This window comes from Nocardia uniformis NBRC 13702, assembly GCF_001613345.1.
In the GTDB taxonomy this organism is placed as follows: Bacteria; Actinomycetota; Actinomycetes; order Mycobacteriales; family Mycobacteriaceae; genus Nocardia; species Nocardia uniformis.
In genome coordinates, this window is record NZ_BDCE01000033.1 from 14,076 (window position 1) to 40,452 (window position 26,377).

The following is a 26,377-nucleotide window of genomic DNA, read 5'->3' on the forward strand; positions in this document are numbered from 1 at the left end:
GACACGTCAGGCGCTCTCGCGACCGACGAGCCGCATCCGTCCACGTTCCGGCGCTACAGCCGCCGCCACATCCCGCCCCGCGCGGTGTCGGCGCACCGACACCTCTTCGGTCCGCTCCACAATCGGCCGATCGGGCCGCAATGATTCCCTGATCAGCTGGTCGGTCGGATCAATCTGCGATACACCGAGATTCAGGTCGGCGTAGAGGAAGCCCTCTTCATCCTCGGCGAGCGGCGTCGCCAATTCGGCTCCGTCCGAGCCGAAGATGCGCGCGAATCCGCCCCCGCGCCCCATTCGCGCGCCTATCCCGAGCACCGGCAGACCGGTGGCCCCCACCACCGCGCACGGCGCGAGGACGAATGCCCCGCCTTCGATCGCGTACAGGCGGCTCGCCGTGGTCGGGGCCGCGATCCCGGCCTCACCACCGGCGGCCAGAAACCCCGGCCAGGCGGCAATATGAATCTGCTGACCGTCGGCGCGCATGGCGCGAGTGAACAGCGGCCGCACATTCTCCTGCCCGGACAACGCGCCCAAACGTCCGATACGGCTGCGATGGACAGTGGGCAATCCCGGTGTGCCCGCACTGAATACGCGCCGCTCCTGACTGTTGAGCCCGGGTTTACGCCGCAGCGACAGCACCACACCGCTATCGTCGATCACAGCCTGCGTCATAAAAACGCGGCGGTCACTACGCTCGACGAATCCGAGCACCACGTGTAATCGATGCTCACGCGCGGCCGCGGCAACAGCGCGCATTTCCGCGCCGTCACGAGTCATCGCGTTGGCCCGGTAGTGCGCGGCGGATTCCGCGGCACCGCGCCCATCGGCCGATACCCACCACGGATAGCCGGGTACGAATGCTTCGGGGAATGCGATGAGATCCGCCCCCGCGGCGGCAGCCGCCCCGATGGATTCGACAACCTGTTCGATTCCGGCACGCAATTGCCATTTCGGCTCTGCTTGAACTACAGCAACCCGCACTTTCTCTCCCTCGGCAACGACAGCAACCCCCTGTCTGAATGCAATCCTTTTGCCTGGAGCCTTGTTACGCAATGCCTATCCGTGCCGACTTACCGACCGTCCGTGCCAGTGGCCCCAACGACACGGAATGCTGCTGGTGTAGTGCCCTTTTCAAGCCGGAAGGCCCGATAGAAATGCCGTTCGGTGAGGAAACCCGAGGCCGAGGCAACCAGCGATATGGGAAGCATAGGGTCTCGACCCAGCATTTCACAGGCGTTTTCGACCCGCATTCGCCGCAATACCGCCGCCGGACCCTCCTCGAAATCATCGAACACCCGGTAGAGGGTGCGTCGAGACATCAGACAGCCGTCAGCTATTCGATCCACAGTGAGGCCCGGATCGGTGCAGCGAACACGCATATAGTCCAGGACGCGTTGCCGGGCCAGCGCGTCGGAGGACTGTTCCGGGATTCGATTCGCCGCCGCGAGAGTGATGGCGGACGCCAGCAGATCCAGGGCGGGAACCGCCAGCAACGACACCTGCTCGGGTGCGCGGTTCTGCAATTCGGTCAGTTCCCGGAAGTAGCGCGCTACCACTCCAGCGGGACTGTCGCGGGAAATCGCGGTCGCCGTAGGCAGTTCCTCATCAGCGAGGCCGGTGAGTTCCCGGAGCCGACTCAGCGGCGCCTGCACGACCGCCATTTCCCACTCATCGGGAATTTCCCAGCGATAGGGCCGGGTGCTGTCGTAGAACACCATCGTGCCCGGCCCTACCTCGGCAACCCGACCGTCCTGATGCAGTCGCCCACGCCCCCGGAGCTGAATGGTCGCGAGTAGATATTCATCATTCGCGCGCGCTATCAATCCGTTGGTGCGACGCACCTCCTGTGGCGTCGATCCGATGGTGGACATATCCACATCGTCGTAGTGCCCCAGGGTGATCCATCCACGGAAATCTTCAGCGGGCAGCGGCGTAGAAGCGAGCGGCACATAACTCTCACTGAGTCGTGCATCCCACTGTTCGAAAACCTCCGCCGCCGAACCATCGGCGCCGGATTGCAGCTCGATCCGATCGAGCGCTGACCGCTCCAATTCCGCACTCACCTTGCACCGTATGTACTTCGATGATTGCGGAGAAGTCTGTCAGATCCCCGACTTCTCGCCTAACGGCCGCTCTTGCGATCCACTTCCGTTCACGGCTTTTCCCACAGAAGGGGCGCGAGCGCACGCAGCGTCGGCAACGAATCATCACCGAGAATCTGCAATGCCACATGGTCGGCACCGGCTGTTATGTGGTGAATGAGCTGTTCCACAACGGCTTCCGCGGCACCGTGCGCCACCACGCCGTCATAGAACCGATCACTACCCGGCGCGACCAGATCGGCGTCATCGAAACCGAGACGCCGCAGCGTCGCGACATAGTTCCGCAGACCCAGATAGAACTCCACCCCCGGTCGCGCGGTGGCCCGAGCGCGTACCGGATCGGCGTCGAGAACCACCTTGTGCTCCACCGCGAGCAACCGATCCGGGCCGAGAACGCCCCGGGCTTCGCGGGTGTGGTCCGGGGTGACCAGATACGGCAGCGCCCCGGCGGTACGGTCACCGGCCGCCGATACCGAGCAGGAAACGACCCGGATAGCGAGAGTCGATGCGGTGGAACGATTCCGCTACTTCCTTCGCCGGGGACGCCCAGACGTTCACGATGCTGGTCGCCACGGTGAGGCTGGTGGTGGCCGCGAGCAAATCTTCTACATTGGGTAGCTCCGCGCCGGGGGAACCACCCAGCCATAACGTGCCGTAACCCAATTCCTCGAGTTCATGCGCACCATCCGGAGTGAACTCGCCATAGCCGCGCCATACTCCGAATCGTCCAAGCTGTGTCATATCCGAACCGAACCCGCTTGCGCTCGCCCGTATTCCACCCAGCCTTATTCCACCCGAGAGTATTTCACTCAGCACCATTCATGTGCTGTCCCAATCTGTCCCACTCCCACCCGCCACCCTCATGCCGCGTTCTCCGCGGAGAGATCGAGTTCCAGCTCCGCGTAGAGAATGCCCTCCGTCCCGCCGGATAGGGGCGCGGCCAGTTCTTGCCCACCGGGCGCGTAGATCCGGGTATGTCCACCGGGCCCACGTACCAGACGCCGTGTCGGCTCCGATCCGCGTCGCTTCTCACTGCCCGCGACATCCATCACCGCGCACGGCGCGACCACGAACATGCGGCCCACTACCGCGTACCAGAGCGTGGCGGCGGTATTCACCCGCACGCCCCAGCGCACATCCTTGGCGACAATGAATCCGGGCCAGGACACCACGTGAATCTGTGCCCCGGCGCGTTGGAGGTCCTGTCGCGCGGGAAGCCGCAGTTGTTCGGAGCCGCCGTGCACACCGATCCGACCGATATCGGTGCGGAACACATACGGCTGCGCCCGATCGCCGCCGCGGAATACCGTGGCCTCCAGCGCGGTCTGCTCCGGTTTCCGCCGAATGCCGATCACGGTTCCGCGATCGTCGATCAGCGCCTGTGACATGTACAGCGCCGTGCCGCTGCGTTCACTGAACCCCAGCACCACGTGAATCCGATTGCGCCGGGCGGCGTCGGTAATGCGCTGGAACTCAGCGCGGCCCACAATCATCGAATTGGTTCGGTAGCGGGCGAAGAATCCGGGCCCCCAACTGACCGAGTCGAGCCACAGCCACCAGGGATAGCCGGGCAGGAAGGTCTCCGGAAAAGCGACCAGTCGTGCTCCACCGGCGGCCGCCTCCGCGATCAGTTCAACTACCTGTTCCACACCGGCTCGCAGGTCCAGCCACCGCGGCTCGGCCTGCACCGCCGCGATACGCACTTTCGAAAGCACCTCGCCTCCCCTCGCCACACCGTTGTTGACGGTGCCATCACCCTTCGCCAGGTGAGTGCCGAGGCACACCGACATCTCGTGCCGGGTTAGGGACGGTGCGTGCCGATCACTGTGGAGCCGCTGGGTTTCGAATATCCAGCCCAGACCGGAATTCGCCCGGAGTCATTCCGGTTTCCTCGCGAAATGCCCGGTAGAAATGTCGTTCGGTGCCGAAGCCGGAGGAAAACGCGATGGCCGACAGCGGACGAGTGGGATCGGAGCGCAACAGTTTGCGCGCGTGCTCGATCCGCATGCGCCGCACCAGCGCGGCGGGCCCGCCGAATCCGGCGCACACCCGATAGAGGGTGCGACGCGACACCAGACAGGCGTGTGCGACCTCGTCCATGGTGAGGTCCGGATCGGTGAACCGACTGCGCAGATAGGCGAGCACCTGCCGCCGCGTGAATACCGAATCCGTGGGCGCGGGCGAATTCTCCCCCGTCGCCAGCAGTACCGCCGACGCCACCATCTCTACGCATTGGGCACCGAGAACGCTTGCGGCCCGCGCGCTTTCCGCTGGCGCCAGTTCGGCCAGCCCGCGGAAGAATCCGGTCACCACCCCGAGCGCGCCCGTGGTCGGCATGGCGGTGGCGATGGGCAGATCGTCCCGGGCCAGCCCGGAATGCTCGAGCACCTGGTCCATCGGGGTCCGGACGATTACCGATAGCGCATTGTCGGTGGTCACGCTGGTGATCGGGCGACCACTTTCGAAGAAGGCCACCGATCCGGAATCGGTTTGCGCGCGACGGCCCTTCTGATCAGTCCAGTTGACGCCGTCCACGACGAAATTCACGAGGAAGTACTCCTCGCCGGACGCCTCGACCTGTCGTCGCGACCGCGCCACCCGCTGCGCGCTGGCCCGCATCAGGGTCACGCTCGACCGATCGAACTGGCTGTAGGACACCTTCCCCTGCCAGTGCCCCGTCACCGGCGGCTCGACCATCGCCGGAACCACAGTGTCGGCGACAATCGCCTCCCACTGCTCGAACGCCTGGCGCGGCGAAACGTCCGAGGTCGATACGACCTCGGCGGTGGCGGCAATCGGTTGGCCCACACCGGTATCTTCCCACCGAGTGGCCGTCAACTCCCACGAATCGGTCCGACGCTATGAGTTCGCTCGCAGCTTCGCACCCGTGTTCGGTAGGCATCGGGCGCAATAACGACATTCGAGGCATTTCCGACATAGGCCGAAAACTGATGGCAACTGCTTCCGCTTTCGCGCACGTCCGATTGCCCGCGACGCACCCCGACGGTCCCGCACCTCCGATACCAGAGGACGCTTTTCAGTCCGGTCGACGTCCGAACGGGACGGTATCGGTCACCCGGAACGCGGCCGGAGTCATACCCCGCTCGGTCCGGAACGCCCGATAGAAGTGCCGGTCGGTCAGGAATCCGGCAGCATTGGCCACGGCCGCGATCGACAGCGTCGTACGCGCGAGCAGTTCACACGCGCGCTCCACGCGCATTCGCCGCAGCACCGCCGCGGGGCCGCCCTCGAAGTCGTCGAAGACCCGGTACAGCGTGCGCCGAGACATCATGCAGCCCTCTGCTATTCGATGGACAGTGAGACCCGGATCGGCGCAGTGCGCGCGCATGTAGTCCAGCACCTGCTCGCGCACAAAGGCATCTGGGGTCGGCGGCGCGCTACCGGCGGCGAGGGTTACCGCCGAGACCAGCAGATCCATTGCCGGGGAGGCCAGTACGGCCGCCTGCTCCGGATCGGTGCGCTGCAGATCGGCCAGCCCGCAGAAGAATCGCGACACCACGCCGGTGGCGCTGGTACCCGGTAGTGCGAGGACGGTCGGCACATCATCGAGGGTGAGCCCGCTGTGGTCACGCAACCGGTCGAGCGGAATCTGCACGACGGCCTTCTGCCAGTCCCCGTCGAGGTCCCAGTGGTACTTGCGACCACTGCTGTAGAGCACCATCATGCCCGGGCCGAGCGCGGCGACCTGATCGCCCACATGCAGGCGCCCGTGCCCCTTGACGAAAATGCCCGCCAGCAGATGTTCGTCCTCGGCATCCGCGATCGCCCGATCGGTGCGCCGCACCCGCTGCGATGTCGAGCCGACCGCGGACAGTTCGACCCCGCTGTAGCTCCCATGACTGATCCACCCGTGGAACTCGTCCGGGTCCGACGGCGAAACGGCAAGGGGGAAGTACGTTTCGCTCATATGCGCTTCCCAGCGCTCGAACGCCTCAGTCGGCGATAGCTCCGCACTCGATCGAATCTCGACCTGGCGAATACTCGGCACGCACATGATCGCGCCCTACAGTTCCCCTCGCACCGTTGTCGCTCTGCGAGCGGTAACCGCGGCCGCAGTCAAAACCGCTGCGGCCAGAACCAATTCACTGATTATGAACAGCAGGAAATTGCCACCGCTGATACCACCGATGAGAATCGGCCCCACCAGCACCGGAATGAGCAGTACCCCGTAGGCACGCCAGATCTCGGCCCGCCGGGTGGCCGCGGGCATATCGACGGTGCGGCGCAGGGTCACGTAGACGACGACCACCCCGACGATCAGATAGATGATCACCGGAATGGCGTACAGAACGGCATGCAGCACGAACTACTCCTCATCCATCGGATACGAATATCAACTGCCACAACAACCTTCGGGACTCGGCACGGTCCGCATCTCACGGGTCTGCAGATTGCGAGCGGCCAGTTCCGAATCGGCCGGATAGTCGACCGCGATAAGACTCAAACCATGTGCGGGAGCGACGGTTACCGCACTGGCGCGCTCGCGCTCGTCGAGCAGTCCGGCCACCCACTCCGGGGTACGACGCCCCTCCCCCACCGCGAGAATCGCACCGACCAGGCTGCGAACCATGGACCAGCAGAAGGCATCGGCACTGACGTAGGCGGTGAGCAGATCACCCTCGCGCTCCCAGTCGAAGCGCTGTAGTTCACGCACCGTCGTCGCACCCTCGCGGCGACGACAGAAGGCGGCGAAATCGTGTAACCCCAACAGTTTTCGGGAGGCGATGCGCATGGCGTCGAGATCGACGCCGGACCGGCAGGGCACAACACCGCGCGCTTGCAGGGGCTCCGCCCCGTACGGCGCAGTGGTGAGCCGATAGGCGTAGTGACGGCGAATCGCCGAGAATCGCGCATCGAATTCGGGCGGGGCGGAGCGAACTTGCTTGACCCGCACGTCTTTCGGCAGAAACCGCGCCAGGCGGTGCACCAGTCTCGGTCCATCCACCTCGGCGTGCGTATCGAAGTGCGCGACCTGCCCCTCGGCATGCACACCGGCATCGGTACGCCCGGCGACGGTCAGCGCGATGGGCTCACGCAGCACCTTGCTCAGCGACTCCTCGAGCACGCCCTGCACGGTGCGCAGCCCGGGCTGCCGGGCCCACCCGGTGAAGTCGGTGCCGTCGTAGCTGATGTCCAGTCGTACCCGAACCGCAATGGGTTGCGGGGCCGCATCCTCCACACTCACAGCGATCTCCTGGTTAATATGAAAAAAGCCCGCCGACCCGGAGGGGACGGCGGGCTCTCTCATGGATTCGGAGAGGAAGCCTGAAATCAGGCGTCCTTCTTCTCCTCCGCGGCGTCCTCGGCCGGAGCCTCGGCGACAGCCTCGTCGGCCTTCTCCTCGACCTTGGCCTCGGCCGGCTTCTGCGAAGCGGCAACGCGGCGGGCACGATCGGCCTCGTTGGTCACGGTCTTCTCGCGAACCAGCTCGATGATCGCCATCGGCGCATTGTCACCCTTGCGGGGGATGGTCTTGATGATGCGGGTGTAGCCACCCTCACGACCATCGAACGACGGGCCGATCTCCGCGAAAAGGGAGTGGACGACGTCCTTGTTGCGGATCACCTTCATCACCTCGCGACGGTCGGCAAGGGTGCCGCCCTTCGCCTTGGTGACAAGCTTCTCGGCGTACGGGCGCAGCGCCTTGGCCTTGGACTCGGTGGTCGTGATCCGACCGTGCTCGAAGAGCGCCGTCGCCAGGTTGGCGAAGATCGCCTTCTGGTGCGACGCCGACCCGCCGAAGCGGGCACCCTTCTTGGGCTTGGGCATTGTGGGAATCTCCTGTGTCTAAGACCGATTCGGGGCGCCAACCCCGTACGGCCTAAAGCTGTTCGGTCTCGGCGTAGTCCTGCTCGCCGCTGTCGGTGTCGCTGAACGAGCCGCTATCGCTCCAAGTGCCGCTGGCGGCGTCGTAGCCGACGACGCTGGACGGATCGAAGGAAGCCGGGCTGTCCTTGAGGGACAGGCCCAGCGAATGCAGCTTGACCTTCACCTCATCGATGGACTTCTGCCCGAAGTTGCGAATGTCCAGCAGATCCGACTCGGTGCGGGCAACCAGCTCGCCGACGGTGTGCACACCCTCGCGCTTGAGGCAGTTGTAGGACCGCACGGTCAGATCCAGATCCTCGATCGGCAGACCGAAGGACGCGATGTGATCCGCCTCCGCCGGGCTGGGGCCGATCTCGATGCCCTCCGCCTCGACATTGAGCTCACGAGCCAGACCGAACAGCTCGACCAGAGTCTTACCCGCCGACGCCAGCGCATCCCGCGCGGAGATCGAGTTCTTGGTCTCGACATCCAGGATGAGCCGGTCGAAGTCGGTGCGCTGCTCGACACGAGTCGCCTCGACCTTGTAGGTCACCTTCAGAACCGGCGAGTAGATCGAGTCGACCGGAATCCGGCCGATCTCGGCACCCGAAGCCTTGTTCTGCACGGCCGGGACATAGCCGCGACCGCGCTCGACAACGAGCTCGATCTCCAGCTTGCCCTTGTCGTTCAGGGTGGCGATGTGCATGTCCGGGTTGTGCACGGTCACGCCGGCCGGGGGGACGATGTCACCGGCGGTGACGGTGCCCGGGCCCTGCTTGCGGACGTACATGGTGACCGGCTCGTCCTCTTCGGACGACACGACCAGGCCCTTGAGGTTCAAGATGACGTCGGTGACGTCTTCCTTCACACCCGGGACGGTGGTGAACTCGTGCAGCACGCCATCGATGCGGATGCTGGTAACAGCGGCACCCGGGATCGAGGACAGCAGCGTGCGGCGCAGCGAGTTGCCGAGGGTGTAACCGAAACCCGGCTCCAGCGGTTCGATGGTGAACCGCGACCGGTTCTCGGACACGACCTCTTCGGTCAGCGTCGGTCGCTGTGAAATCAGCATGGACTTTCCTCCTTCAGAGCACCCACCATTTGATGCTCACGACTTGGATTGCAGGAGGCCGCGGTTCTGAACTGAATACAGCACGGCGACCTCCTACCGACAGCGGCGTGAACCGCTTACTTCGAGTAGAACTCGACGATCAGCTGTTCCTGCAGCGGAACATCGATCTGCGCACGCTCGGGGAGCTGGTGCACCAGGATCCGCAGACGGCCCGGCACAACCTGCAGCCAGCCCGGGATCGGACGATCGCCGACGGTCTCACGCGCGACCTGGAACGGCAGCATGCCCAGCGACTTCTCCTTGACATCGATGATGTCGTACTGAGAAACCTGGAAGCTGGGGACGTCGACCTTCTGGCCGTTCACGATGAAGTGACCGTGGCTGACCAGCTGGCGAGCCGCACGACGGGTACGGGCCAGACCGGCGCGGTACACGACGTTGTCGAGACGGGTCTCGAGCAGACGAAGCAGGTTGTCGCCGGTCTTACCGGTCTGACGGTTGGCCTCCGCGTAGTAGCGGCGGAACTGCTTCTCCATGACGCCGTAGGAGAAGCGAGCCTTCTGCTTCTCCTGCAGCTGCATGAGGTACTCGGATTCCTTGATCCGCGCGCGGCCGTGCTGGCCGGGCGGGTAAGGACGACGCTCGAACGCCTGGTCGCCTCCAACGAGGTCGACACGCAGACGACGCGACTTGCGGGTAATGGGGCCTGTATAACGAGCCATTGTTCTGTACCTTTTCCTTCCCGCTTAGACGCGACGCCGCTTGGGCGGACGGCAGCCGTTGTGCGGCTGCGGAGTGACATCGGAGATCGTGCCGACCTCGAGGCCAGCGGCCTGGAGGGAACGGATCGCGGTCTCGCGGCCCGAACCCGGGCCCTTCACGAAGACGTCGACCTTCTTGACGCCGTGCTCCTGCGCCTTACGCGCGGCGTTCTCGGCAGCGAGCTGCGCGGCGAACGGGGTCGACTTACGCGAACCCTTGAAGCCGACGTGACCCGAGGACGCCCAGGAGATGACGTTGCCCGTCGGATCGGTGATGGACACGATCGTGTTGTTGAACGTGCTCTTGATGTGTGCGTGGCCGTGGGGAACGTTCTTCTTTTCCCGGCGACGCGACTTCTGAGTCTTCTTCGGGCCAGCGGCCCGGCTCTTCGGAGGCATGCGCTATCCCTACTTCTTCTTGCCGGCGACGGTCTTCTTCGGACCCTTGCGCGTGCGGGCGTTGGTCTTCGTCCGCTGGCCGCGTACGGGCAGGCCACGACGGTGGCGGATGCCCTGGTAGCAGCCGATCTCGATCTTGCGACGAATATCGGCCTGCACCTCGCGGCGCAGGTCACCCTCGACCTTGAGGTCCGACTGCTCGATGAAATCGCGCAGCTTGGTCAGATCTTCGTCGCCGAGGTCCTTCGAGCGCAGGTCGGCGTTGACGCCGGTGGCTGCCAGGATCTCCTTGGAGCGGGTCCGGCCGATGCCGAAGATGTAGGTCAGCGCGATCTCCATGCGCTTTTCACGCGGGAGGTCGACGCCCATCAGACGTGCCATATTGGCGGGTTCCTTAATTGTTGCGGAGGTCTGCTCCCTGTCCGTCCCCTCGTATGGGGCCCCGGCCTCCGAACCGGGGGTGAGTCGCTATCCGCCCCCTTACGGGACTCGTCGATAGCGACTGGCGCTGGGAGGTCTTCTGTGTTGCCAATCCGAACCGCGTTCGGTGCTTGGCGGTGCTGCGTGCGGCTCTGAGCGAGCCCCAGGGGGACTAGCCCTGACGCTGCTTGTGACGCAGGTTCTCGCAGATCACCATGACTCGCCCGTTACGGCGAATCACCTTGCACTTCTCGCAGATCTTCTTGACGCTCGGATTAACCTTCACGTCAGATCCAATCTGGGTCGGTGTCCACTGGCCGTGAACACAGTTTTTCCCCGGCCGGAATGGCCGGGGAAGATCTGGGGGTGGTCGCTTACGCGATCACTTGTAGCGGTAAACGATTCGACCGCGGGTCAAGTCGTAGGGCGAAAGCTCCACAACGACGCGATCCTCGGGCAGGATGCGGATGTAGTGCTGCCGCATCTTGCCGCTGATGTGAGCGAGAACCTTGTGACCGTTCTCCAGCTCGATCCGAAACATCGCGTTGGGCAACGGCTCGATCACTCGGCCCTCGACCTCGATGGCCCCTTCTTTTTTCGCCATATCCTCCGCGATCCCGGTGTTGGGCTGAACCTGGTTGGTTACAGCTCATATTCGGCTAGTTTCGTCACTGGTTGTCGTGCACTCCAGTCGACCTGATGCGATACTCACTGGACACGACATGTGGACATGCCAAACCACTGTGTAGATGCACCGCCGTGCCAGCTTACCGGTTTCCCCAGCTCCGGCCAAATGAGCCCCACTGCGGCTGCCCCGGCCTCCCCAGTGCCGACTGACGCCTCCACGGCGTGATCGCTAAACTACCGGCTGTCTGCAATCGTTCGGTCCAGATCTCAGGGGGACATGTGAGCCGAAACAACGACGGCCTCCCCATGCTGCCGCCGTGGCTCTCCGAGAGTGAGGTCACCGAGGGCGGCTACGAGGCCCCCGTCGAGAACCTCCCGCACGACGACCTCATCCCCGAGAAGAAGCGCGGCGGCCTCTTCGGCCGCCGCAAACCTCGCAAGGATAAGGACACCCCCGCCCCCGAACCGGACCCGATCGCCCCCACTCCCGTCCCGATCCCACCCACACCGGCGTGGAACGAACGCGCCCACTGGACACCGGGCGACGCGCACGCCCCGGAATCGGAACCGCCACCGGGCCTGCCGCAGCGTCCGCCCGCCACACCGCCGACTGCCGCGCCTGCGTCGCAGGCGCCCAGCCGACCTCGCTTCGACGTGCCACCCACACCGGGGAACGACCGGCCTCTGTTCCCGGCGGCCGATCCGCGTCGCGACGTACTCCCCGCACCGAACCCGGCGGCGTCCGGAAACGGTCAGCCGCCCGTTCAATCCGCTGGGACGCCGTTCGATCTGCCGCCCGCACCGCGAGGCGACGGCGGCCTGCCACCGGCACCGCACCTGCCACCGGCCCCCGCGCCCACCGCGAGCCAGGACTCCGCTCCGGCTCCCACACGACAGCCGGGCACAAACGAGCCACCGCTCTCTCCCGCGCGTCCCCCGGCTGCTGAGCCCGCACCGAACCCCGGCCGGGAAGCCGGTGGTCCGCCTATCCCGCCTGCACCGCCACGGGATAGCGCTGCTCCCCCGGCGCCGACCGCAGCCGCCAGTTCAGCCTCCACCTCCGCTCCTACTTCGAACCCGGCAACGGCTCCCCTGCCCGGTTCGGCACCAGCTCCCGCGCCTGCCTCGGGTCCGCCGCCCGGTACGCCCGCAGCGGGCGGTGAGCAGCAACCACGCCCAACCGGTGGTGGCGCGCCCCAGGGTGGACAGCCCCCAACTCTTCCACCGCGCCCGCCACTTCCACCTCGGCCGCCCATTCCGGATCCGCCTCCCGGCACCTCGCCCGTTGCGGGAGGGACCGACGCGGCTGACACGGCTTCCGCGCTCGCACCCGAAAGCCCTGAGCCGCAGCAAGATCGACCGGAACCGCAGCCCCAATCATCGGCGGATGCCGAGAACGGCAAGGCTTCGGGAGCAGGTCGACCCCCGGCCATTCCTCCGCGCCCTCCGCTTCCGGAGTCGCCCCTCGCCACCCCCGCAGCAGGGGCACAGCCGCCTGCTGACGCACCGACACCGGCGCCGCAGCCGCCCACCGACGCTCCCGCGCCCGCCAGCACTGCGGCCGCCCCGCCCCGCCCCGAGGCTCAGCAGCCCAGTCGACAAGCACCTCAACGGCCGGTCGACAACGTCTCCGAATCCGCGACTCCACCGGGATCACAGCACAATTCCCCACGCCCCCCAGCGCTGCCACCGCTTCCGGAATCGCCTGCGGCCACCTCCGAAACACCCGAATCCGCCTCAGGCAGCTCCACAACAGCGGCGGACAGCCCCCGGGGCCCCGAACAGTCCGCTGCCACCCGGGTACCCCCGTGGCGGACCGACAGCTCCGCCGCTCCTGCGGTTCCGCCTGCGCGGCAAGGCAATTCCGGCTTTCCCTCGGCTATCCCGAGGCAGTCGGCCATGCCGGATCGATCGCAGGCCGACGCGTCCAGCCAGCAGCCCGAGACCACCCCGGCTTCCCCGCCGGTTTCCGAACCGCCGCGATCCGGCGGTCCCGCGAATGGCATGGCGTCGTCGGCACCGGGCGCGACTGCGCCACAACAAGACGGGCAACTCCCGGACAACCTGCCGCAGCCCGATGCGGAGAGCCAGAGCGCCCAGGTAACCCGACGACTGGGCGTGACGCAGCCCCCGCCAAGCCCTACCACGCCGCAGGGTAATTCGACAAAGCCAACCCCCTCCGCCTCAGGCAATGCGGGTACATCCGCGGCAGCCGATGAGGCGAGCAGGGGTGAGCCGCACGGCGGTAGGCACCGGGCCGTGAATGTGCCGATGCCAGCCCGGCATCTGCCGCGGTACGAGGCGCAGCCGTCCGACGCCGCGCAATTCGACGCGTGGGCGGATCCTTCCCGCAAGCGAACCGGTTCGGGCGAGCAGGCACCGGCCGCGGATCAGCGCTGGTCCGCTCCCCCGGGAAGGCCGCTCGGATACCGAGCATCGACTTCTTCGCAGGGCACTCCCACAACGGGACCGGCCCGGCCTGGATTCGGGGATAGTGCCGCACAACAGAATCCGCGGCAAGAGCAGCCTGCTGCGGAGACCTCCGTTCCGAACCAACCCGCCGGATATCCAGCGGGCCAGCAGAACCCCCAGATCGGCCAGGAACATCCCGGCAGTCCGGCGAATCAGCCGCTCGGCCCCAACCCGTACGGTCCCGGGGCGAACCCGGGCCAGCACGGTGCGGGTCAGGCAGGCCATCAGCCGGGCGGTTTCCCGGCCAATCAGGGCCCGTACGTCGGCAACGGAGCCGGTCAACCGCAGCCCTACGGCGCACCCCCGCAGTACGGGAATCCCGCTGCCGGGCAAGGAAACCCGCCTCCCTCACTGGATAACGTGCCGGTGCGACGCGTCCAGAAGGCACCGGGCTCGGGCTGGCGGCGCGCCGTGCACCACATGTCCGGCGGAGCCATCAACCCCGGGATGTCCGCCGAGGAACGGCGACTGCAGGAATTGGTCGCTCGCATCCGCCAACCCGTCCGCGGCGACTACCGAATCGCGGTGCTGTCGTTGAAGGGTGGCGTCGGCAAAACGACCACCACCATGAACCTGGGTTCGATCTTCGCGTCGATCCGCGGCGACCGCGTAATCGCGGTAGACGCCAACCCCGACTTCGGCACCCTCTCCCAGCGAGTACCCCTGCAAACCCGCTCCACCGTGCGAGACCTCCTGCTGGACGAGCAGATCGAGCGCTACTCGGACGTCCGCCGCCACACCTCCCAGGCCACCAGCCGCCTGGAAGTCCTTGCCAGCGAACGAGACCCCGCCGCCTCGGAAGCCTTCAGCGAAGACGAATACCGCGCCGTGGCTCGCATCCTCCAACGCTTCTACAACATCATCCTCACCGACTGCGGCACCGGCCTGATGCACTCGGCCATGGCGGGCGTCCTGGATCTGGCGCACTCCCTCGTTTTGATCTCGTCCTCCGCGATAGATGGCGCGCGCAGCGCCGCCGCCACCCTGGACTGGCTCTCCCTGCACGGCCACGACCACCTCGTCCGCAACGCGGTCGTCGTCATCAACCTCCCGCGCCCGGGTTCCCCCAATGTGGGAATCCAACAGCTACGCGAGTACTTCCTGGCCCGCTGCCGCGCGGTACACATCATCCCCTTCGACCAACACCTGGCCGAGGGCGCCGAAATCGACCTGAGCCGCTTGCACAAGACCACAAAACGTGCGCTTGTGGAACTCGCCGCCACCGTCGCCGACGACTTCACCACCGATCACCGCCGCTATCGCGGCTGATACGAAACTGCCTGCGGGGATAGGAGAATTCTCGCCCCTAGCGATCAACCCGCATCCGCTCGACGACAAGTCACGCAAGTGGTCCGCTCTCGGTTCCGGTGTTAGATTGACGCCCGACCGCGCGGTATCCCGCCGGTTTCGTGCGATTTCGGATGTGCAAGTCCGTGGGGGACTGCGGATCGAGGGGGGCAGATGCGGTTCCGGTTCCACCGGCTCGCCGCGGTGGCGTTGGCTGCCGCATTGGCGGGCACGACGGCCGCATGCGGCGGAAGCGACAGTCCGACACCGAATTCCGGTTCGGCTGAGGATTTCGGGCCGTATTCGACGCAGCGCCCCGATAGCAGCTACGACAGCGGCACCAATCAGGCCCGCGGACGACTCGTGGAATCACTGCGATTGGGCGAGCACGTCGTATTCGGCAGCGAGATCGCCCCGGAGGTCGCGGTCCAGCGGTATGCCCAGGTTCCCATCGGTGAGCGCGGAACATGGAGCGGGGTGCAGGTCCACCAGATGCAGGCCGCGCTGCCCTTCAATCCCTACGGCGGCTTCGTTTCGGAAATGGCGGACACACCGTATCTCGCCAATCACCTGGCAAGTCCGATGGTGAAGGTGGTCCTGATCGCTTTCCCGGATGACTCCTCGGCCGCCGCCGCGGCCACGGCCATGGCAGCCTCGGATTTCGCCTTGAATAATGCCAACACGCCGGTCTCCGTGCCCGACCAGCCAGCGGCACTGTCACATTGGGTTCCCACATACGCCGATATCGGTAGCTGGATGGCCTACAGGTCGGTGGTGATTCACGTCATCGCGCAGGCCGAGGAAAATAATCTCGACCAGCTCACGGGCCTGCTGTCCAAGACCTACCAGGCACAGACACGGAAGCTGGCGAACTACCTGCCCGTCGCCCTCGACGAGGTGGAAACGCTGTCGCTCGATCGCGACAAGCTACTGACGCGCCTGGTCAATACCGCCGACACCATTCCGGACGCGCGGACGTTCGCGGTCCACGGCCCCAATACATTCGCGACAATCACCAGCACCGACCCTGCTGAGCTGGCGCGTGAATACGAGTCGCGGGGCGTGACGGCGGTCGCGGTATCGGACAACAAGTATCTGTACAAACTGCGTGATGCCGAGACGACCAAGAGCTTCACGAATCACCTGGCCGATGCCCCGACAGTATCGAAATACACTCGTATGGGCGGTATTTCGGGCGTCGAGGATATCGCATGTTTCCAGGCCACCGATCCCCATCCGACCGAGATGCAGGCGCGCCGTTACCGCTGTCTCATTCCGCACGAGAATGTGCTCGCCGAGGTATTCAGTGATCAGGAGACCGATGTGCGGCAGCTGGCCGCCGCGCAATACGCCCTGCTGACGGACGGTGAGTGAGCATGAAGGGACTGGGTACCAACGATCCACGCCAGCTCGGACGCAATCGCATGGTGGCCGTAATCGGCCAGGGCGGCATGGGCCGGGTATTGCTCGGTCAAGCACCCACCGGAAGATTGGTGGCGGTCAAACAGATTCACCGGCACCTGGCCAAGGACTCCGAATTCCGGGCCAGGTTCCACCGCGAGGTGCAGGCCAGCAGCCAGGTCACCGGCGCGTACACCGCGGCCGTGGTGGACAGCGACACCGAATCCGATAACCCTTGGCTGGCAACCGAATACATTCCCGGCTCTGCCCTCGGGACGGTCGTCGACGAGACAGGTCCGCTCTCACTGGGTGGCTTGCGCTTGCTCGCGGCCGGTTTGGCCTCCGCACTCATCGAGATCCACCGGGCCGGTTTGATCCACCGAGATCTCAAGCCCGCCAATGTCCTACTCGCCGCAGACGGTCCCCGCGTCATCGATTTCGGCATCGCACGCGCCATGGAGGGGGACGCCCAGCTCACCGCCACCGGCTCGGTCGTCGGCTCGCCTGCCTTCATGTCGCCGGAGCAGGCGATGGGTCAACCACTCACTCCGGCAGCCGATGTGTTCTCCGTGGGCGCGATTCTCACCATGGCGGCCACCGGTGAGAGCCCGTTCGCGGGGACCTCGACACCGCAGGTGCTCTACAACGTCATTCATTCCCCACCGGATACCTCCCGGGTGCCCGCACCACTGCGCGATATCGTCGAACGCTGTCTTGCCAAGGAGCCCGACCAGCGTCCCACCCCGGAACAGCTATTGGAGGCAGCCGGACAGCTCGAAGCCGAACCCGTGTGGCCGGGCGCGGTACGAGATGTGATCGACGAGCAGCAATCGGCCTCGAACTGGTGGGCGGAGACCACCGCGAAACACGCTCGGTACGAGTCCCAGATGGCCGGGCTGAAGGAGCGCCGGCGGCGCACCGTACGTTCGGCCGCCGCCGCGGTGGGCGCGTTGGTGCTATTGATCGGCACCGCCTTCTCCGCGCACGAACTGGCCGAGCAGGTAGGCCACGCGACACCCGCAACCGATCTGTCGCTGGCACTGACCGGTACACAGTGGCGAACGGTGGATCCTTGCGCGCTACTGGAGAAATCCCTGACGAGCGAGTTCGGCGCACGATCGGGCGACTTCTCCGATGGCATCGCGGGCACCTGCCGGGCGGACTTCACCGATTCCGCGGGAACCAAGCGAACCTTCGAAGTGGCGGTCGCGGGTCGCGATGTGCTCGGTGAGTACCTGTGGAGACCGACCGGAGCAGTAGCCGGGTGGCTGCCGATCTACGGACAGTTGAAAGATGGGGCGAGATGCCAACGCTCCGTGATCACCCAGAGCCGTCCGGCGGTCACTGTGGAAATCACCGCGAGCGAACCGGGCAAGCAAGCCGACGGCTGCCCGGCTGCCGAGCGAGGTCTGAGCGCCGTGGTCAACCGGCTGGCCCTCAATCCACCACAGCTGACCTTGCCCGAGAACTCCATTCGCACCCTCGATCCGTGCGCGCTGCTGGATAAGAAGCTGGTCGCCGAACTCGCCGGTGCCAACTCGTACCAGAACAGCCACCCGACGTACTGCTATTCGTCGGGCGACGATTACTACTTCAGTCTCACCCTGAGCGAGACGGGTCGGCCGGACAAGTACGGCAGAGGTGAGGAGACACAGCTCGACGGCCAGACCGTCCACATCAACGACAGTCTTCCCGACCTCGGCAGATGCGCACTGGCATATATGGCCCGACCCACCCGTGCCGATCAGGCGGAGGTCGTGACTATCAGCGTCAGCGGCTGGAACACAGAGGTCACCGATTCCTGCGATCGGGTCGAGCGCATCTTCTCCGCCGTCCTGCCCCAGCTGCCGAAATGACCATTCGACCGCTCACACCGGATGATCGGCCGCAGATCGGCCGGTATCGGATTCTGGGCGAACTCGGTTCCGGTGGTATGGGCAGAGTGCTGCTGGGCGTCGGGGCGGATGGCCGCCTCGTCGCCGTGAAACAGGTGCACGCACATCTGCTCCACGAGGTGGAGTACCGCGCCCGTTTTCGCCGGGAAGTCACTGCGACAACTCGGGTTTCGGGTGCGTTCACCGCGCCGGTCATCGATTTCGACGTGGATTCGCCGGACCCATGGCTGGCCGCGGTATTCGTTGTCGGATTACCCTTGGACAAGGCGGTGTCCGAGTACGGCCCATTGCCGGTGCCAGCGGTACGGAGATTGGCGGCGGGGCTGGCGTCTGCCTTGCAGGCCATTCACCAGGCCGGATTGATTCACCGAGATCTCAAGCCCGCCAATGTCCTACTCGCCGCCGACGGGCCGCGCGTTATCGACTTCGGCATCGCGTCCATATCCGAGAATCCGAGCGGGCTCACCGAAACCGGTTCGGTCCTGGGTTCTCCCGCGTTCATGTCGCCGGAACAGACACTCGCGGACCGGCTCACACCCGCCAGCGATGTGTTCTCGCTGGGTTCGGTGCTCATGATGGCGGCGACGGGCGCCAGCCCCTTCGCCGCACCGTCCCTCGCCTACACCCTGTTCAATATCGCGCATACCCAGCCGCAGCTGGAATCGCTGCCCCCGGAATTGCGTTCGCTCATCGAGCCTTGCCTGCACAAGGATCCGGCCGCCCGGCCGACCCCGGCACAGATTCTGGACTACCTCGGCGATCCGATGCAGCACGAGCTGCCGTGGCCGCAATCGGTTCATCACGAAATCGACCGGCAGCACTCGGAATTGGTGGCATTGACCGCCGACCCGAATGCGACTTCGGTCTTGCCGGGCGCGCGGCGATCCGCCCGCGTTGGTGCTGGCGCGGGTAACAACTGGCAACAGGGTGAGCGAGGCCGCGGCCGACGCACGATCGCACTCACCGCCCTGTCGGCACTACTCGTGCTCATGCTCGCGGTGACGGCCGCAGTGGTCTGGGTACGCGGTGGCGATGACACAGCCCAGGCCGCCCCGCAGGAACTGACCTTGGCCCAGTTGCGTGAGGTCGACGCGTGTGCCTGGCTGAAAAAAGCTGTGGGAGAAGCTCTGCCGGCGGATGTCGCTGGAGACTTCCCCACCGATGTGGCCGAGTGGAAGCTGCGGCCACACTCCTGGTGGGGTTGTTCATCGGTCCGATTGGGCGAGCGGTACATGTACTTCAGACCGGGTGCGCACCTGTACGGGATCTCGACGGCGTCGACCGGTGGCACGATTCCGAATGGCTCTTACGGAGCCGGTCAGCCAGTCATGGGGCGATCAGACGCCTACATGTGTGAGCGTTCGATCAGGACCGCCGGAGACCTGCAGTGGGGGCTGACCATCGAAGCGGGCTCGAACTCCTGTCAGCAACTCGACTACATAATCTTGCGTCTGGCGGCCGTCATAGATATTCCGCGGCTTTCCGACGCTCGAAGCTCACTGGCCTCGGTGGACCCCTGCGCCCTCGCCGATCCCGCCACACTCGGACCACTGATCGGAGCCCTGCCTGACCTCCCCTCGGCGTTCTCCGCGCACTCGTGCACGTGGGAGGGCTTGTCGTCGGTGGAAATCACCACGAACCGCAGTGCAGTCATAGACGCCGACGATCCGGTAATCGATCTCGGCGACGGGCGGCGACTGGTCGCGCCGAAGTCGACAGTGGCTTCGATCTGTAACCGCGAGTATGTATTCCGACAGATCGGCGACGAGTACGAGGTGATGGCAATCAAGGTGCAGGGCGGCGGTGACAATCAGCAGGTGTGCGCCGTCGCGGAATCGGTCGCCAGAACCGCCGTCGACAGGCTCCCAGAGGTCAAGTAGCTCGGCGGACGCCCGCACATGAAGTGCGGGCGTTTCGCCCACCTACCAGGCGGGCAACCGCCGCCGCCCCGCCAGCACATCCCGCACCAAATCGTCATAGGCGTCCGACAATTCAGCCAAATGATGCCAAGCGGAATGCAACATCTCATTATTCGCGTCAAGCGTCATCAACGCATGATGCGCACGCACCGAGGCTTCCGCCAGCCTGTCGATCACCGACCCGACAGTCTCGGTATGTAGAGTCGCACCCAGCCGATGTTGGGGCAGATTGCGCACGATCCAATCGTCGATCGCCATCACCAACTCGATGCGGCGTCGCTTGTTCTCGACGATGGAGGTGGGGTCGGTATCCGGCCCCGTGCCACCCCGGCCCACCAGGCGCTTCTCATGTAGCACCGCGAGATCGTGGCCGAACCACAGCAGTGGTCCACCGATGACACGATGCCCGCGGCACGCGCGCAGAAGTAGGTCGGACGGCGGCAATAGGCCCGCCGAGGGCGGAATTAGGCCTGCCGTCAGGGGCTGCGACTCGGCGTCCAGGTAACCGGGGACGTCGGGAAGCGCCACTACGACCGTATTGGATGTCTCCGAAACCGCCACGTTGCCTCGCGTTCATCGCTGACCAACACGCATTCAGGACCTTCATTACAATAAACCTCGGAACGCGGGTGTCAAGCCTCACACTGTGGTTCTGGCACGGGAGTAGACTTCGAAGCCTTGAAGCAACAACCTAGGAGCGCGATGGCCGACGGTCCGAGGTACCAACGGATCGCAGACCTCCTCCGCGAGGAGATCCGTGGAGGCAAGTGGAAACCAGGTGATCGGCTCCCGAGCCACAATGAGCTCGCCGATCAGATGCAGGTTTCAATCACCACCGCCCGCAACGCAATTCAGGTTCTGGTTGCCGAGAACCTGATCTATACGGCGACTTCCCGCGGCACCATCGTGCGCAGCCAGGAAGTGCTGGAATCAGTTGTCACCACCCATATACGCCCGGACCGGCCGCGCGCGTCGCACGACATCTTCGTCGAGATCGCTCGCGCCGCCGGGCGGGAGCCCTCTAAACAGTTCACCGCCCGCATGGAACCGGCAAGCGGGGAGGTAGCGCACTGGCTGGGCGTCCCGAAGGACTCCTGGGTGGTGGCGCGCACGGTATTCCAGTACCTGGACAACGAGCCGTGGTCCTGGGAGGTCAGCTTCTATCCGAGAGATCTCGCGGAAGCCACCGGTATCGACAGTCCACACGACATTCCGGAGGGCACCACCCGCAGGCTCGCCGATCGCGGACACCCCGAAACCGCCCATCGCGACACCGTCGCCGCCCGCCCCGCCACCGGCGAGGAGGCCGCCGTCCTCGGTGTCAGCCCCGGCACCATCCTGCTCGACCACCTGCGTATCGGCGCGAACCACGACCGCATCACCCGCGTCACCCGCCACCGATCCATCGCCGGCCGCAACCGCCTCGCCTACGAACTGGGCGACGACTCCGGTACCGATATGATCCGCCGCATCCTCGGCACCCCTCCCCCACCCGCCAATTCCCACTCCTTCGGCAACTCCCTGCTACCTGGCTCCCCATGACCCTCCGCATCCGCCCAGCGCGCCTCGATGACCTAGGGACCATCTGTAGGTTCCGACTTCAACGCACGACGTGGCTGGCGGCCCGCGGCAGTGACCAATGGACCCGCAAGGGCCGCGGCTTGCCGATCGAGATTTTCGCGCGCTCGGTCTCGCAATCGATCGGCAATGGCGAAACCTGGATCGCCGAGATCGGCGGCGAGTCCGCCGGAACCATCACCGTGAACGACCGCGCCGACGAAGGCCTCTGGTCCCCAGGGGAATTGGCCGACGCGGTCATCGTGCACTTCGCGATCGTGAATCTGCGGTTTGCGGGGCAACGGGTGGGACAGGCGCTGTTGGCACATGCGGCTTCTGTTGCGCGAGAAAGGCATCGAAGGTGGGTGCGACTTGATGCGTGGACCACCAATGATGGGCTACACAACTACTACCAGCGTACGGGTTTCCGATTTGTACGCGTCGCCGGCCCGGAGGCAACCGGACCGTCGACAGCGTTGTTCGAAAGACCTACCGCCAGTTGGGTTCCGCGGGGCCCGATGCAGGTTCCCGCGCTGTCGTATCCGGAGCTACTCGCGTGATGTGGTCGACGCCCACAATGCGCGATCGGCTCACAACATCTGCGGCGGCGCGAACGCCACCTGCACCATCTCGAGGTCACGAGTTCGCGAGATCAGCGTGCCGCGGCCCGGCGGAAGCTTCGATGCCCGCACGTCGCCGTACAGCTTGCCCTCGTCCTTGGGCGCGCTCATGAGTATCGCGTCGACCGAGAGGTCCTTCAGCGTGCCGAGAACCTTGTCGTAGAGCGCTCGTGCCGCACCGCCGGAGCGGCGGGTGACCACCAGGTGCAGGCCGATATCGCGGGCCTGCGGGAGGAAGGGCAGCAGCGGTTCGATGGGGTTGCGGCCACCGGTCACCACCATGTCGTAATCGTCGACCACGACATAGATCTCGGGGCCGGTCCACCAGCTGCGGTCACGCAACTGCTGCGGCGTGATATCCGCTCCCGGAATGCGCTTCTGCAGGTAGCCTGCGACTTCCTTGATCATGTCGAAGGAGGTCTGCGCCGAGGTCGAATATCCGGCCAGCTGCTGGCCCTCGATCAGGCCGAGCATGGTGCGCCGGTAGTCGATGAGGATGACGCGCGCCTCGTCGGCGGTGGAGTTCTCCGCCACGCCCAGGACGATATTGCGCAGTAGCATCGTCTTGCCGTGCTCCACATCGGCGAATGCCATCAGGTGCGGCTGTGCGTCGAAATCCAGGACCACCGGCTCCAACTCGTTCTCGCCGAGTCCGATCGCGACACGGGTGCGGCCGAGTTGGATTCCGCGCTCCCGCACCGCGGCCAGCACTTCCTCGCGTGGGATCTCCGCCGGGAGCATCCGCACCTCGGGGGCGCGGGTGTACGGATACAGCTCGTTTAGCTGCAGTTTGGCGCTGCCGACACCCTCGGACAGGGTACTCGAGTCGGAGTCGGAGTCCAGTCGCGGTAATGCGACCAGCATGTGCAGCTTCTCCTTGGTCAGACCCCGGCCGGGCCGACCCAATGGAACGAGATTCGCGGTGCGGCGGTCCATTTCGGAATCGGACGGATCACCGAGCCGAAGCTCCAGCCGGGTTCCGATGAGATCCTTGACAGCCGGCCGGATTTCGGCCCATCGGTTCGCGGCCACCATAATGTGGATGCCATATGACAGCCCCTGCTGGACCAGTGCGTTCAGCGCCGGCTCCAGCTGGTCGTACTCGCCGCGGATGGTCGCCCACCCGTCGACGACCAGGAATACATCGCCGAATTCGTCCTGCGACAACGGATCCGCGGCCTGCTGGGCCGCGGACAGCTGATGCAACGCGGCCTTGCGCTTACGGAATTCGTGAATCGATTCGATTCCGAGGGCACGGAAGCGTTCCTCGCGCTGCCGTAGCAGGGCGGCCATCTCGGCAATGGTCCGTCGTACCCGGTCCACCTCCATTCGGGTGGCGACCGAGCCGACGTGCGGCAGATCGGCTAGACCGGTGAGGGTGCCACCACCGAAATCGAGGCAATAGAATTGCACCTGCTGCGGAGTATGGGTGGCCGCGGCCGCCATGATGACCGTGCGCAGCGTCGTCGACTTACCGGATTGCGGACCGCCGACGACGGCGAGATTTCCCTGCGCTCCAGCCAGGTCGATGATCAGCACGTCACGTCGCTGCTCGTACGGCTTATCGATCACACCAATCGGGAGCCACAGCTGACCGTGGCGGTTGGCAGGCGAACGCCAATCCGGGTCGGGCAGTAGCATATCCACAGTCGGAGACTCGTCCAATGGCGGCAGCCAGACCTCGTGCGCGGGGCGGCCGTGGCCCACCAGACGCTTGACGACCACCTGCAACAGGCTGTCGGGAACACCTTCGTCCGCGGGCGGCGGTGGCGGCAGCAGGTCCAGCGGATCGAGCGGGTTCTCCGGTTCGGGCGCGGGCGGCAGCTCCACCGACGCCGCGGTGAAGACGCGCGGCACCTCGATCGCCGTGCGCCCACCCACCCGCCGAGTCGCGCGCGGCGCGACGTACGGCCCCGACACGTAGGTTCCATTGAACCGCAACGGGTCCGAGGCATCGCTCTTCAGATAGCCCGAACCGGGAACCGACGGCAGGTGATAAGCGTCGGTGATTCCCAGCACGGCGCGGGATTCATTGGCGGAGAACGTGCGCAGACCGATTCGGTAGGACAGGTGCGCGTCCAGTCCACGCAGCTTGTTCTCTTCCAATCGCTGCGAGGCGAGCAACAGATGTACGTGCAGGGAGCGGCCGAGTCGGCCGATCATGACGAACAGATCCGCGAAATCCGGTTTCTGCGAGAGCAGTTCGGAGAACTCGTCGATAACGATGAACAAGGCGGGCAGCGGGTCGAGCTGCACACCGGCCGCGCGGGCCTTCTCGTACTCGACCACATTCGCGAAATTGCCCGCGGAGCGAAGTAGTTCCTGCCGACGGTTCATCTCACCGGCCAACGCGTCCTTCATACGGTCGACCAGATCGAGTTCCTCCTCGAGGTTGGTGATGACCGCGGCGACATGAGGCAGTGGTTCCAGACCGAGGAAGGTGGCGCCACCCTTGAAGTCGACCAGGACCAGGTTGAGCTGGTCGGGCGAGTGCAGGGTGACGAGCGAAAGCACAAGTGTGCGAAGGAATTCCGACTTTCCGGAACCGGTGGCACCGATACACAGACCATGCGGGCCCATGCCGTTCTCGGCGGACTCCTTGATATCGAGTTCGACAGGCGTCCCGTCCGGCGTCACACCGATCGGCACCCGCAGGCGCTCGCGACCGGCACGCGGGCGCCACACCTTGGCCGCATCGATCTGCGCCGCGTCCGGAACCTTCAGCAGCGCCATCAGACCCGGGTCGGTGGTCGTGGTGTTGTCGCCGAGGTTGACGATCTGCGCCGCGGTGGCAATCCGGTACCGAGCCAAGTTGCGGGCGAACGCCTCCGCCTCCGCCAGGTCCACCTGATCAGTGGTGGCGAACTTCTCGGTGCCGGCGGCACTCTTGGCGAATACGTCGCCCCCGGCGGCGACCAACTGCAGCCCGCGACGCGCACCGAGTCCGTTCTCGGGTGCCGTCAGATCGATGACCGTCACCGAATCGAGGCCGGATTCGCCGACGAGACGTTCGGTGCCACTCACATAACCGTCGTCGATGATCACGACCATATGGACACGGCCCTGTGTCGGTTGCGGATTGCGCATGAAGCGCCCGCGCTCGAGTAGGTCGTCCGCCAGTGCGGTCTCGAGTTCCGCCAGGGACCGGTAGACCATGCGCACCGAGCCCATACCGTCGCGTTCCTTCGGATGCTGCAGGTGCGGCAGCCATTTCGCCCACGACCAGGTCTCGCCGTCCGGTTCGGCACATACGATCGCCACGGCCACGTGATCGGGACCGTGGAATGCGGTGAGTTCCATCAGCATCGAGCGCACCAGCCTGTGCGCATCCTCGGTCGGACCTTCGACATTGATGGCGGGGAAGGCACGCAGCGACACCGCGGTCGGCAGATGGTGCACGACGGAGTGTGTACGAACGAACCGGCGCAGCGCCACGGTGGAGACCGGCTCCAGATCCTCCAGCGGGCCGGTTTCGGGCCGCGCGAGTTTCGTTGCCAGACGGTGGGTTCCGACGCCGACGCGGACGTGACCGAAGTCCGGGTCGTTGGGCCGCCGCTCCCACATCCGCCGAGTGCCTACGAGGGATGGCAGATCCGCCGGTTCGGGATGGCTCCACACCAGTGTCTCGGCCTGTTTGGCACCGGTGCGGCGGACATCCTTGCGGATCTGGTCCAGATAGCGGAAGTAGTCCTTGCGGTCTTCATTGAGCTCGCCGGCGTTCTTGTTGCCGCTGCGACCGGCTCCCATGAACATGCCGACCATTGACATGAGCATCATCATCGGGAACATCATCATGAATGGATTGGCGAAGAGATTTCGCCCCATCATGACCATCATGGAGATCATGCCGACAACGGCGACCACCATGATCACGGGCATGAGCTTCATCAACAGCGGCGTCGCGACCGGACGGGGAATCTCTGGTGGGGCGGTCAGAGCGACCTCGCCGCCCGGTGCGCGCGGCGGCGCGATACGGGGCCGTCGCACGAAACCTTCGGTAGCCATGGATCTTTCTC

General features: G+C 65.4%; 24 protein-coding genes. 6 read left to right on the forward strand and 18 right to left on the reverse strand.

What is annotated here, in order from left to right:
- Positions 1-6: 6 nt before the first annotated feature.
- The 16 genes from NU1_RS09050 to infA form a co-directional block, all read right to left on the reverse strand.
- Entirely contained in the window at positions 7-981 is a 975-nt protein-coding gene (locus tag NU1_RS09050) for a nitrilase-related carbon-nitrogen hydrolase (RefSeq protein WP_169815025.1), read from the reverse strand.
- Positions 982-1,070: 89 nt separating this feature from the next.
- On the reverse strand, positions 1,071-2,063 hold the full coding sequence (locus tag NU1_RS09055; protein WP_067519332.1) for an AraC-like ligand-binding domain-containing protein: 993 nt from the start codon (positions 2,061-2,063) through the stop codon (positions 1,071-1,073).
- An 89-nt stretch (positions 2,064-2,152) separates the two neighbouring features.
- Entirely contained in the window at positions 2,153-2,470 is a 318-nt protein-coding gene (locus tag NU1_RS44470) for an LLM class oxidoreductase (RefSeq protein ID WP_443093778.1), read from the reverse strand.
- 88 nt (positions 2,471-2,558) lie between these two features.
- Positions 2,559-2,843, reverse strand: coding sequence for an LLM class flavin-dependent oxidoreductase (locus tag NU1_RS44475; RefSeq protein ID WP_443093779.1), 285 nt, complete (start codon positions 2,841-2,843; stop codon positions 2,559-2,561).
- 119 nt (positions 2,844-2,962) lie between these two features.
- Positions 2,963-3,817 carry a nitrilase-related carbon-nitrogen hydrolase gene (locus tag NU1_RS09065; protein ID WP_169815026.1) on the reverse strand — a complete coding sequence of 285 codons (855 nt, stop codon included), beginning with the start codon at positions 3,815-3,817 and terminating at the stop codon, positions 2,963-2,965.
- Between the two features lie 106 nt (positions 3,818-3,923).
- Complete coding sequence (locus tag NU1_RS09070; protein ID WP_157552060.1) at positions 3,924-4,910, reverse strand: AraC family transcriptional regulator; 987 nt, start codon at positions 4,908-4,910, stop codon at positions 3,924-3,926.
- A 229-nt stretch (positions 4,911-5,139) separates the two neighbouring features.
- On the reverse strand, positions 5,140-6,030 hold the full coding sequence (locus tag NU1_RS09075; RefSeq protein ID WP_169815027.1) for an AraC family transcriptional regulator: 891 nt from the start codon (positions 6,028-6,030) through the stop codon (positions 5,140-5,142).
- Between the two features lie 96 nt (positions 6,031-6,126).
- Positions 6,127-6,426: a hypothetical protein gene (locus NU1_RS09080; protein WP_067519339.1), complete on the reverse strand. Its 300-nt coding sequence runs from the start codon at positions 6,424-6,426 to the stop codon at positions 6,127-6,129.
- A 30-nt stretch (positions 6,427-6,456) separates the two neighbouring features.
- A complete protein-coding gene (truA, locus tag NU1_RS09085) occupies positions 6,457-7,371 on the reverse strand; it encodes a tRNA pseudouridine(38-40) synthase TruA (RefSeq protein WP_084521118.1) in 915 nt (304 codons plus the stop codon).
- 23 nt (positions 7,372-7,394) lie between these two features.
- Positions 7,395-7,892 carry a 50S ribosomal protein L17 gene (gene rplQ / locus NU1_RS09090; RefSeq protein ID WP_067519343.1) on the reverse strand — a complete coding sequence of 166 codons (498 nt, stop codon included), beginning with the start codon at positions 7,890-7,892 and terminating at the stop codon, positions 7,395-7,397.
- Between the two features lie 52 nt (positions 7,893-7,944).
- Entirely contained in the window at positions 7,945-9,003 is a 1,059-nt protein-coding gene (locus NU1_RS09095; RefSeq protein ID WP_067519345.1) for a DNA-directed RNA polymerase subunit alpha, read from the reverse strand.
- 116 nt (positions 9,004-9,119) lie between these two features.
- Entirely contained in the window at positions 9,120-9,725 is a 606-nt protein-coding gene (gene rpsD / locus NU1_RS09100; protein WP_067519346.1) for a 30S ribosomal protein S4, read from the reverse strand.
- A 24-nt stretch (positions 9,726-9,749) separates the two neighbouring features.
- Entirely contained in the window at positions 9,750-10,163 is a 414-nt protein-coding gene (gene rpsK, locus NU1_RS09105) for a 30S ribosomal protein S11 (protein ID WP_067519348.1), read from the reverse strand.
- A gap of 9 nt (positions 10,164-10,172) precedes the next feature.
- Positions 10,173-10,544, reverse strand: coding sequence for a 30S ribosomal protein S13 (rpsM, locus tag NU1_RS09110; protein ID WP_067519350.1), 372 nt, complete (start codon positions 10,542-10,544; stop codon positions 10,173-10,175).
- A gap of 211 nt (positions 10,545-10,755) precedes the next feature.
- The gene (rpmJ, locus tag NU1_RS40150; protein WP_084521119.1) at positions 10,756-10,869 is read right to left on the reverse strand and encodes a 50S ribosomal protein L36; all 114 of its coding nucleotides are present in this window, start codon (positions 10,867-10,869) and stop codon (positions 10,756-10,758) included.
- 96 nt (positions 10,870-10,965) lie between these two features.
- A complete protein-coding gene (infA, locus tag NU1_RS09115) occupies positions 10,966-11,187 on the reverse strand; it encodes a translation initiation factor IF-1 (protein ID WP_040804562.1) in 222 nt (73 codons plus the stop codon).
- A gap of 2,282 nt (positions 11,188-13,469) precedes the next feature.
- On the opposite strand from infA, the gene NU1_RS40155 reads away from it, so the two are divergent.
- The 4 genes from NU1_RS40155 (at position 13,470) to NU1_RS09145 (ending at position 20,145) form a co-directional block, all read left to right on the forward strand.
- A complete protein-coding gene (locus NU1_RS40155; RefSeq protein ID WP_245720029.1) occupies positions 13,470-14,951 on the forward strand; it encodes a MinD/ParA family ATP-binding protein in 1,482 nt (493 codons plus the stop codon).
- A gap of 192 nt (positions 14,952-15,143) precedes the next feature.
- A complete protein-coding gene (locus NU1_RS09135) occupies positions 15,144-16,343 on the forward strand; it encodes a DUF7373 family lipoprotein (protein ID WP_067519356.1) in 1,200 nt (399 codons plus the stop codon).
- Between the two features lie 2 nt (positions 16,344-16,345).
- Positions 16,346-18,226 (forward strand): serine/threonine-protein kinase, encoded by a 1,881-nt coding sequence (locus NU1_RS09140; protein ID WP_067519357.1) that lies wholly within the window; start codon positions 16,346-16,348, stop codon positions 18,224-18,226.
- On the forward strand, positions 18,223-20,145 hold the full coding sequence (locus NU1_RS09145) for a serine/threonine-protein kinase (RefSeq protein WP_067519359.1): 1,923 nt from the start codon (positions 18,223-18,225) through the stop codon (positions 20,143-20,145). Before NU1_RS09140 ends, NU1_RS09145 begins: the two co-directional genes overlap by 4 nt.
- Before the next feature lie 42 nt (positions 20,146-20,187).
- Here the strand turns inward: NU1_RS09145 and NU1_RS09150 are convergent, their stop codons facing one another.
- Positions 20,188-20,745 carry a DUF4254 domain-containing protein gene (locus NU1_RS09150; RefSeq protein ID WP_245720018.1) on the reverse strand — a complete coding sequence of 186 codons (558 nt, stop codon included), beginning with the start codon at positions 20,743-20,745 and terminating at the stop codon, positions 20,188-20,190.
- Positions 20,746-20,886: 141 nt separating this feature from the next.
- On the opposite strand from NU1_RS09150, the gene NU1_RS09155 reads away from it, so the two are divergent.
- A complete protein-coding gene (locus NU1_RS09155) occupies positions 20,887-21,726 on the forward strand; it encodes a GntR family transcriptional regulator (RefSeq protein WP_067519361.1) in 840 nt (279 codons plus the stop codon).
- Between the two features lie 119 nt (positions 21,727-21,845).
- Positions 21,846-22,301, forward strand: coding sequence for a GNAT family N-acetyltransferase (locus NU1_RS09160; protein ID WP_245720019.1), 456 nt, complete (start codon positions 21,846-21,848; stop codon positions 22,299-22,301).
- 30 nt (positions 22,302-22,331) lie between these two features.
- On the opposite strand, the gene eccCa is transcribed toward NU1_RS09160, so the two are convergent.
- Positions 22,332-26,366 carry a type VII secretion protein EccCa gene (gene eccCa, locus NU1_RS09165; RefSeq protein WP_067519364.1) on the reverse strand — a complete coding sequence of 1,345 codons (4,035 nt, stop codon included), beginning with the start codon at positions 26,364-26,366 and terminating at the stop codon, positions 22,332-22,334.
- Between the last annotated feature and the right edge of the window lie 11 nt (positions 26,367-26,377).

Excerpts from the sequence above, each read along its gene's own strand:
- NU1_RS44475 (WP_443093779.1), bottom strand. The coding sequence starts at position 2,843 with ATGACACAGCTTGGACGATTCGGAGTATGGCGCGGCTATGGCGAGTTC.
- NU1_RS09075 (WP_169815027.1), bottom strand. The coding sequence starts at position 6,030 with ATGAGCGAAACGTACTTCCCCCTTGCCGTTTCGCCGTCGGACCCGGAC.
- truA (WP_084521118.1), bottom strand. The coding sequence starts at position 7,371 with ATGAGAGAGCCCGCCGTCCCCTCCGGGTCGGCGGGCTTTTTTCATATT.
- rplQ (WP_067519343.1), bottom strand. The coding sequence starts at position 7,892 with ATGCCCAAGCCCAAGAAGGGTGCCCGCTTCGGCGGGTCGGCGTCGCAC.
- NU1_RS09095 (WP_067519345.1), bottom strand. The coding sequence starts at position 9,003 with ATGCTGATTTCACAGCGACCGACGCTGACCGAAGAGGTCGTGTCCGAG.
- rpsD (WP_067519346.1), bottom strand. The coding sequence starts at position 9,725 with ATGGCTCGTTATACAGGCCCCATTACCCGCAAGTCGCGTCGTCTGCGT.
- rpsK (WP_067519348.1), bottom strand. The coding sequence starts at position 10,163 with ATGCCTCCGAAGAGCCGGGCCGCTGGCCCGAAGAAGACTCAGAAGTCG.
- rpsM (WP_067519350.1), bottom strand. The coding sequence starts at position 10,544 with ATGGCACGTCTGATGGGCGTCGACCTCCCGCGTGAAAAGCGCATGGAG.
- infA (WP_040804562.1), bottom strand. The coding sequence starts at position 11,187 with ATGGCGAAAAAAGAAGGGGCCATCGAGGTCGAGGGCCGAGTGATCGAG.
- NU1_RS09135 (WP_067519356.1), top strand. The coding sequence starts at position 15,144 with ATGCGGTTCCGGTTCCACCGGCTCGCCGCGGTGGCGTTGGCTGCCGCA.
- NU1_RS09140 (WP_067519357.1), top strand. The coding sequence starts at position 16,346 with ATGAAGGGACTGGGTACCAACGATCCACGCCAGCTCGGACGCAATCGC.
- NU1_RS09145 (WP_067519359.1), top strand. The coding sequence starts at position 18,223 with ATGACCATTCGACCGCTCACACCGGATGATCGGCCGCAGATCGGCCGG.
- NU1_RS09155 (WP_067519361.1), top strand. The coding sequence starts at position 20,887 with ATGGCCGACGGTCCGAGGTACCAACGGATCGCAGACCTCCTCCGCGAG.
- eccCa (WP_067519364.1), bottom strand. The coding sequence starts at position 26,366 with ATGGCTACCGAAGGTTTCGTGCGACGGCCCCGTATCGCGCCGCCGCGC.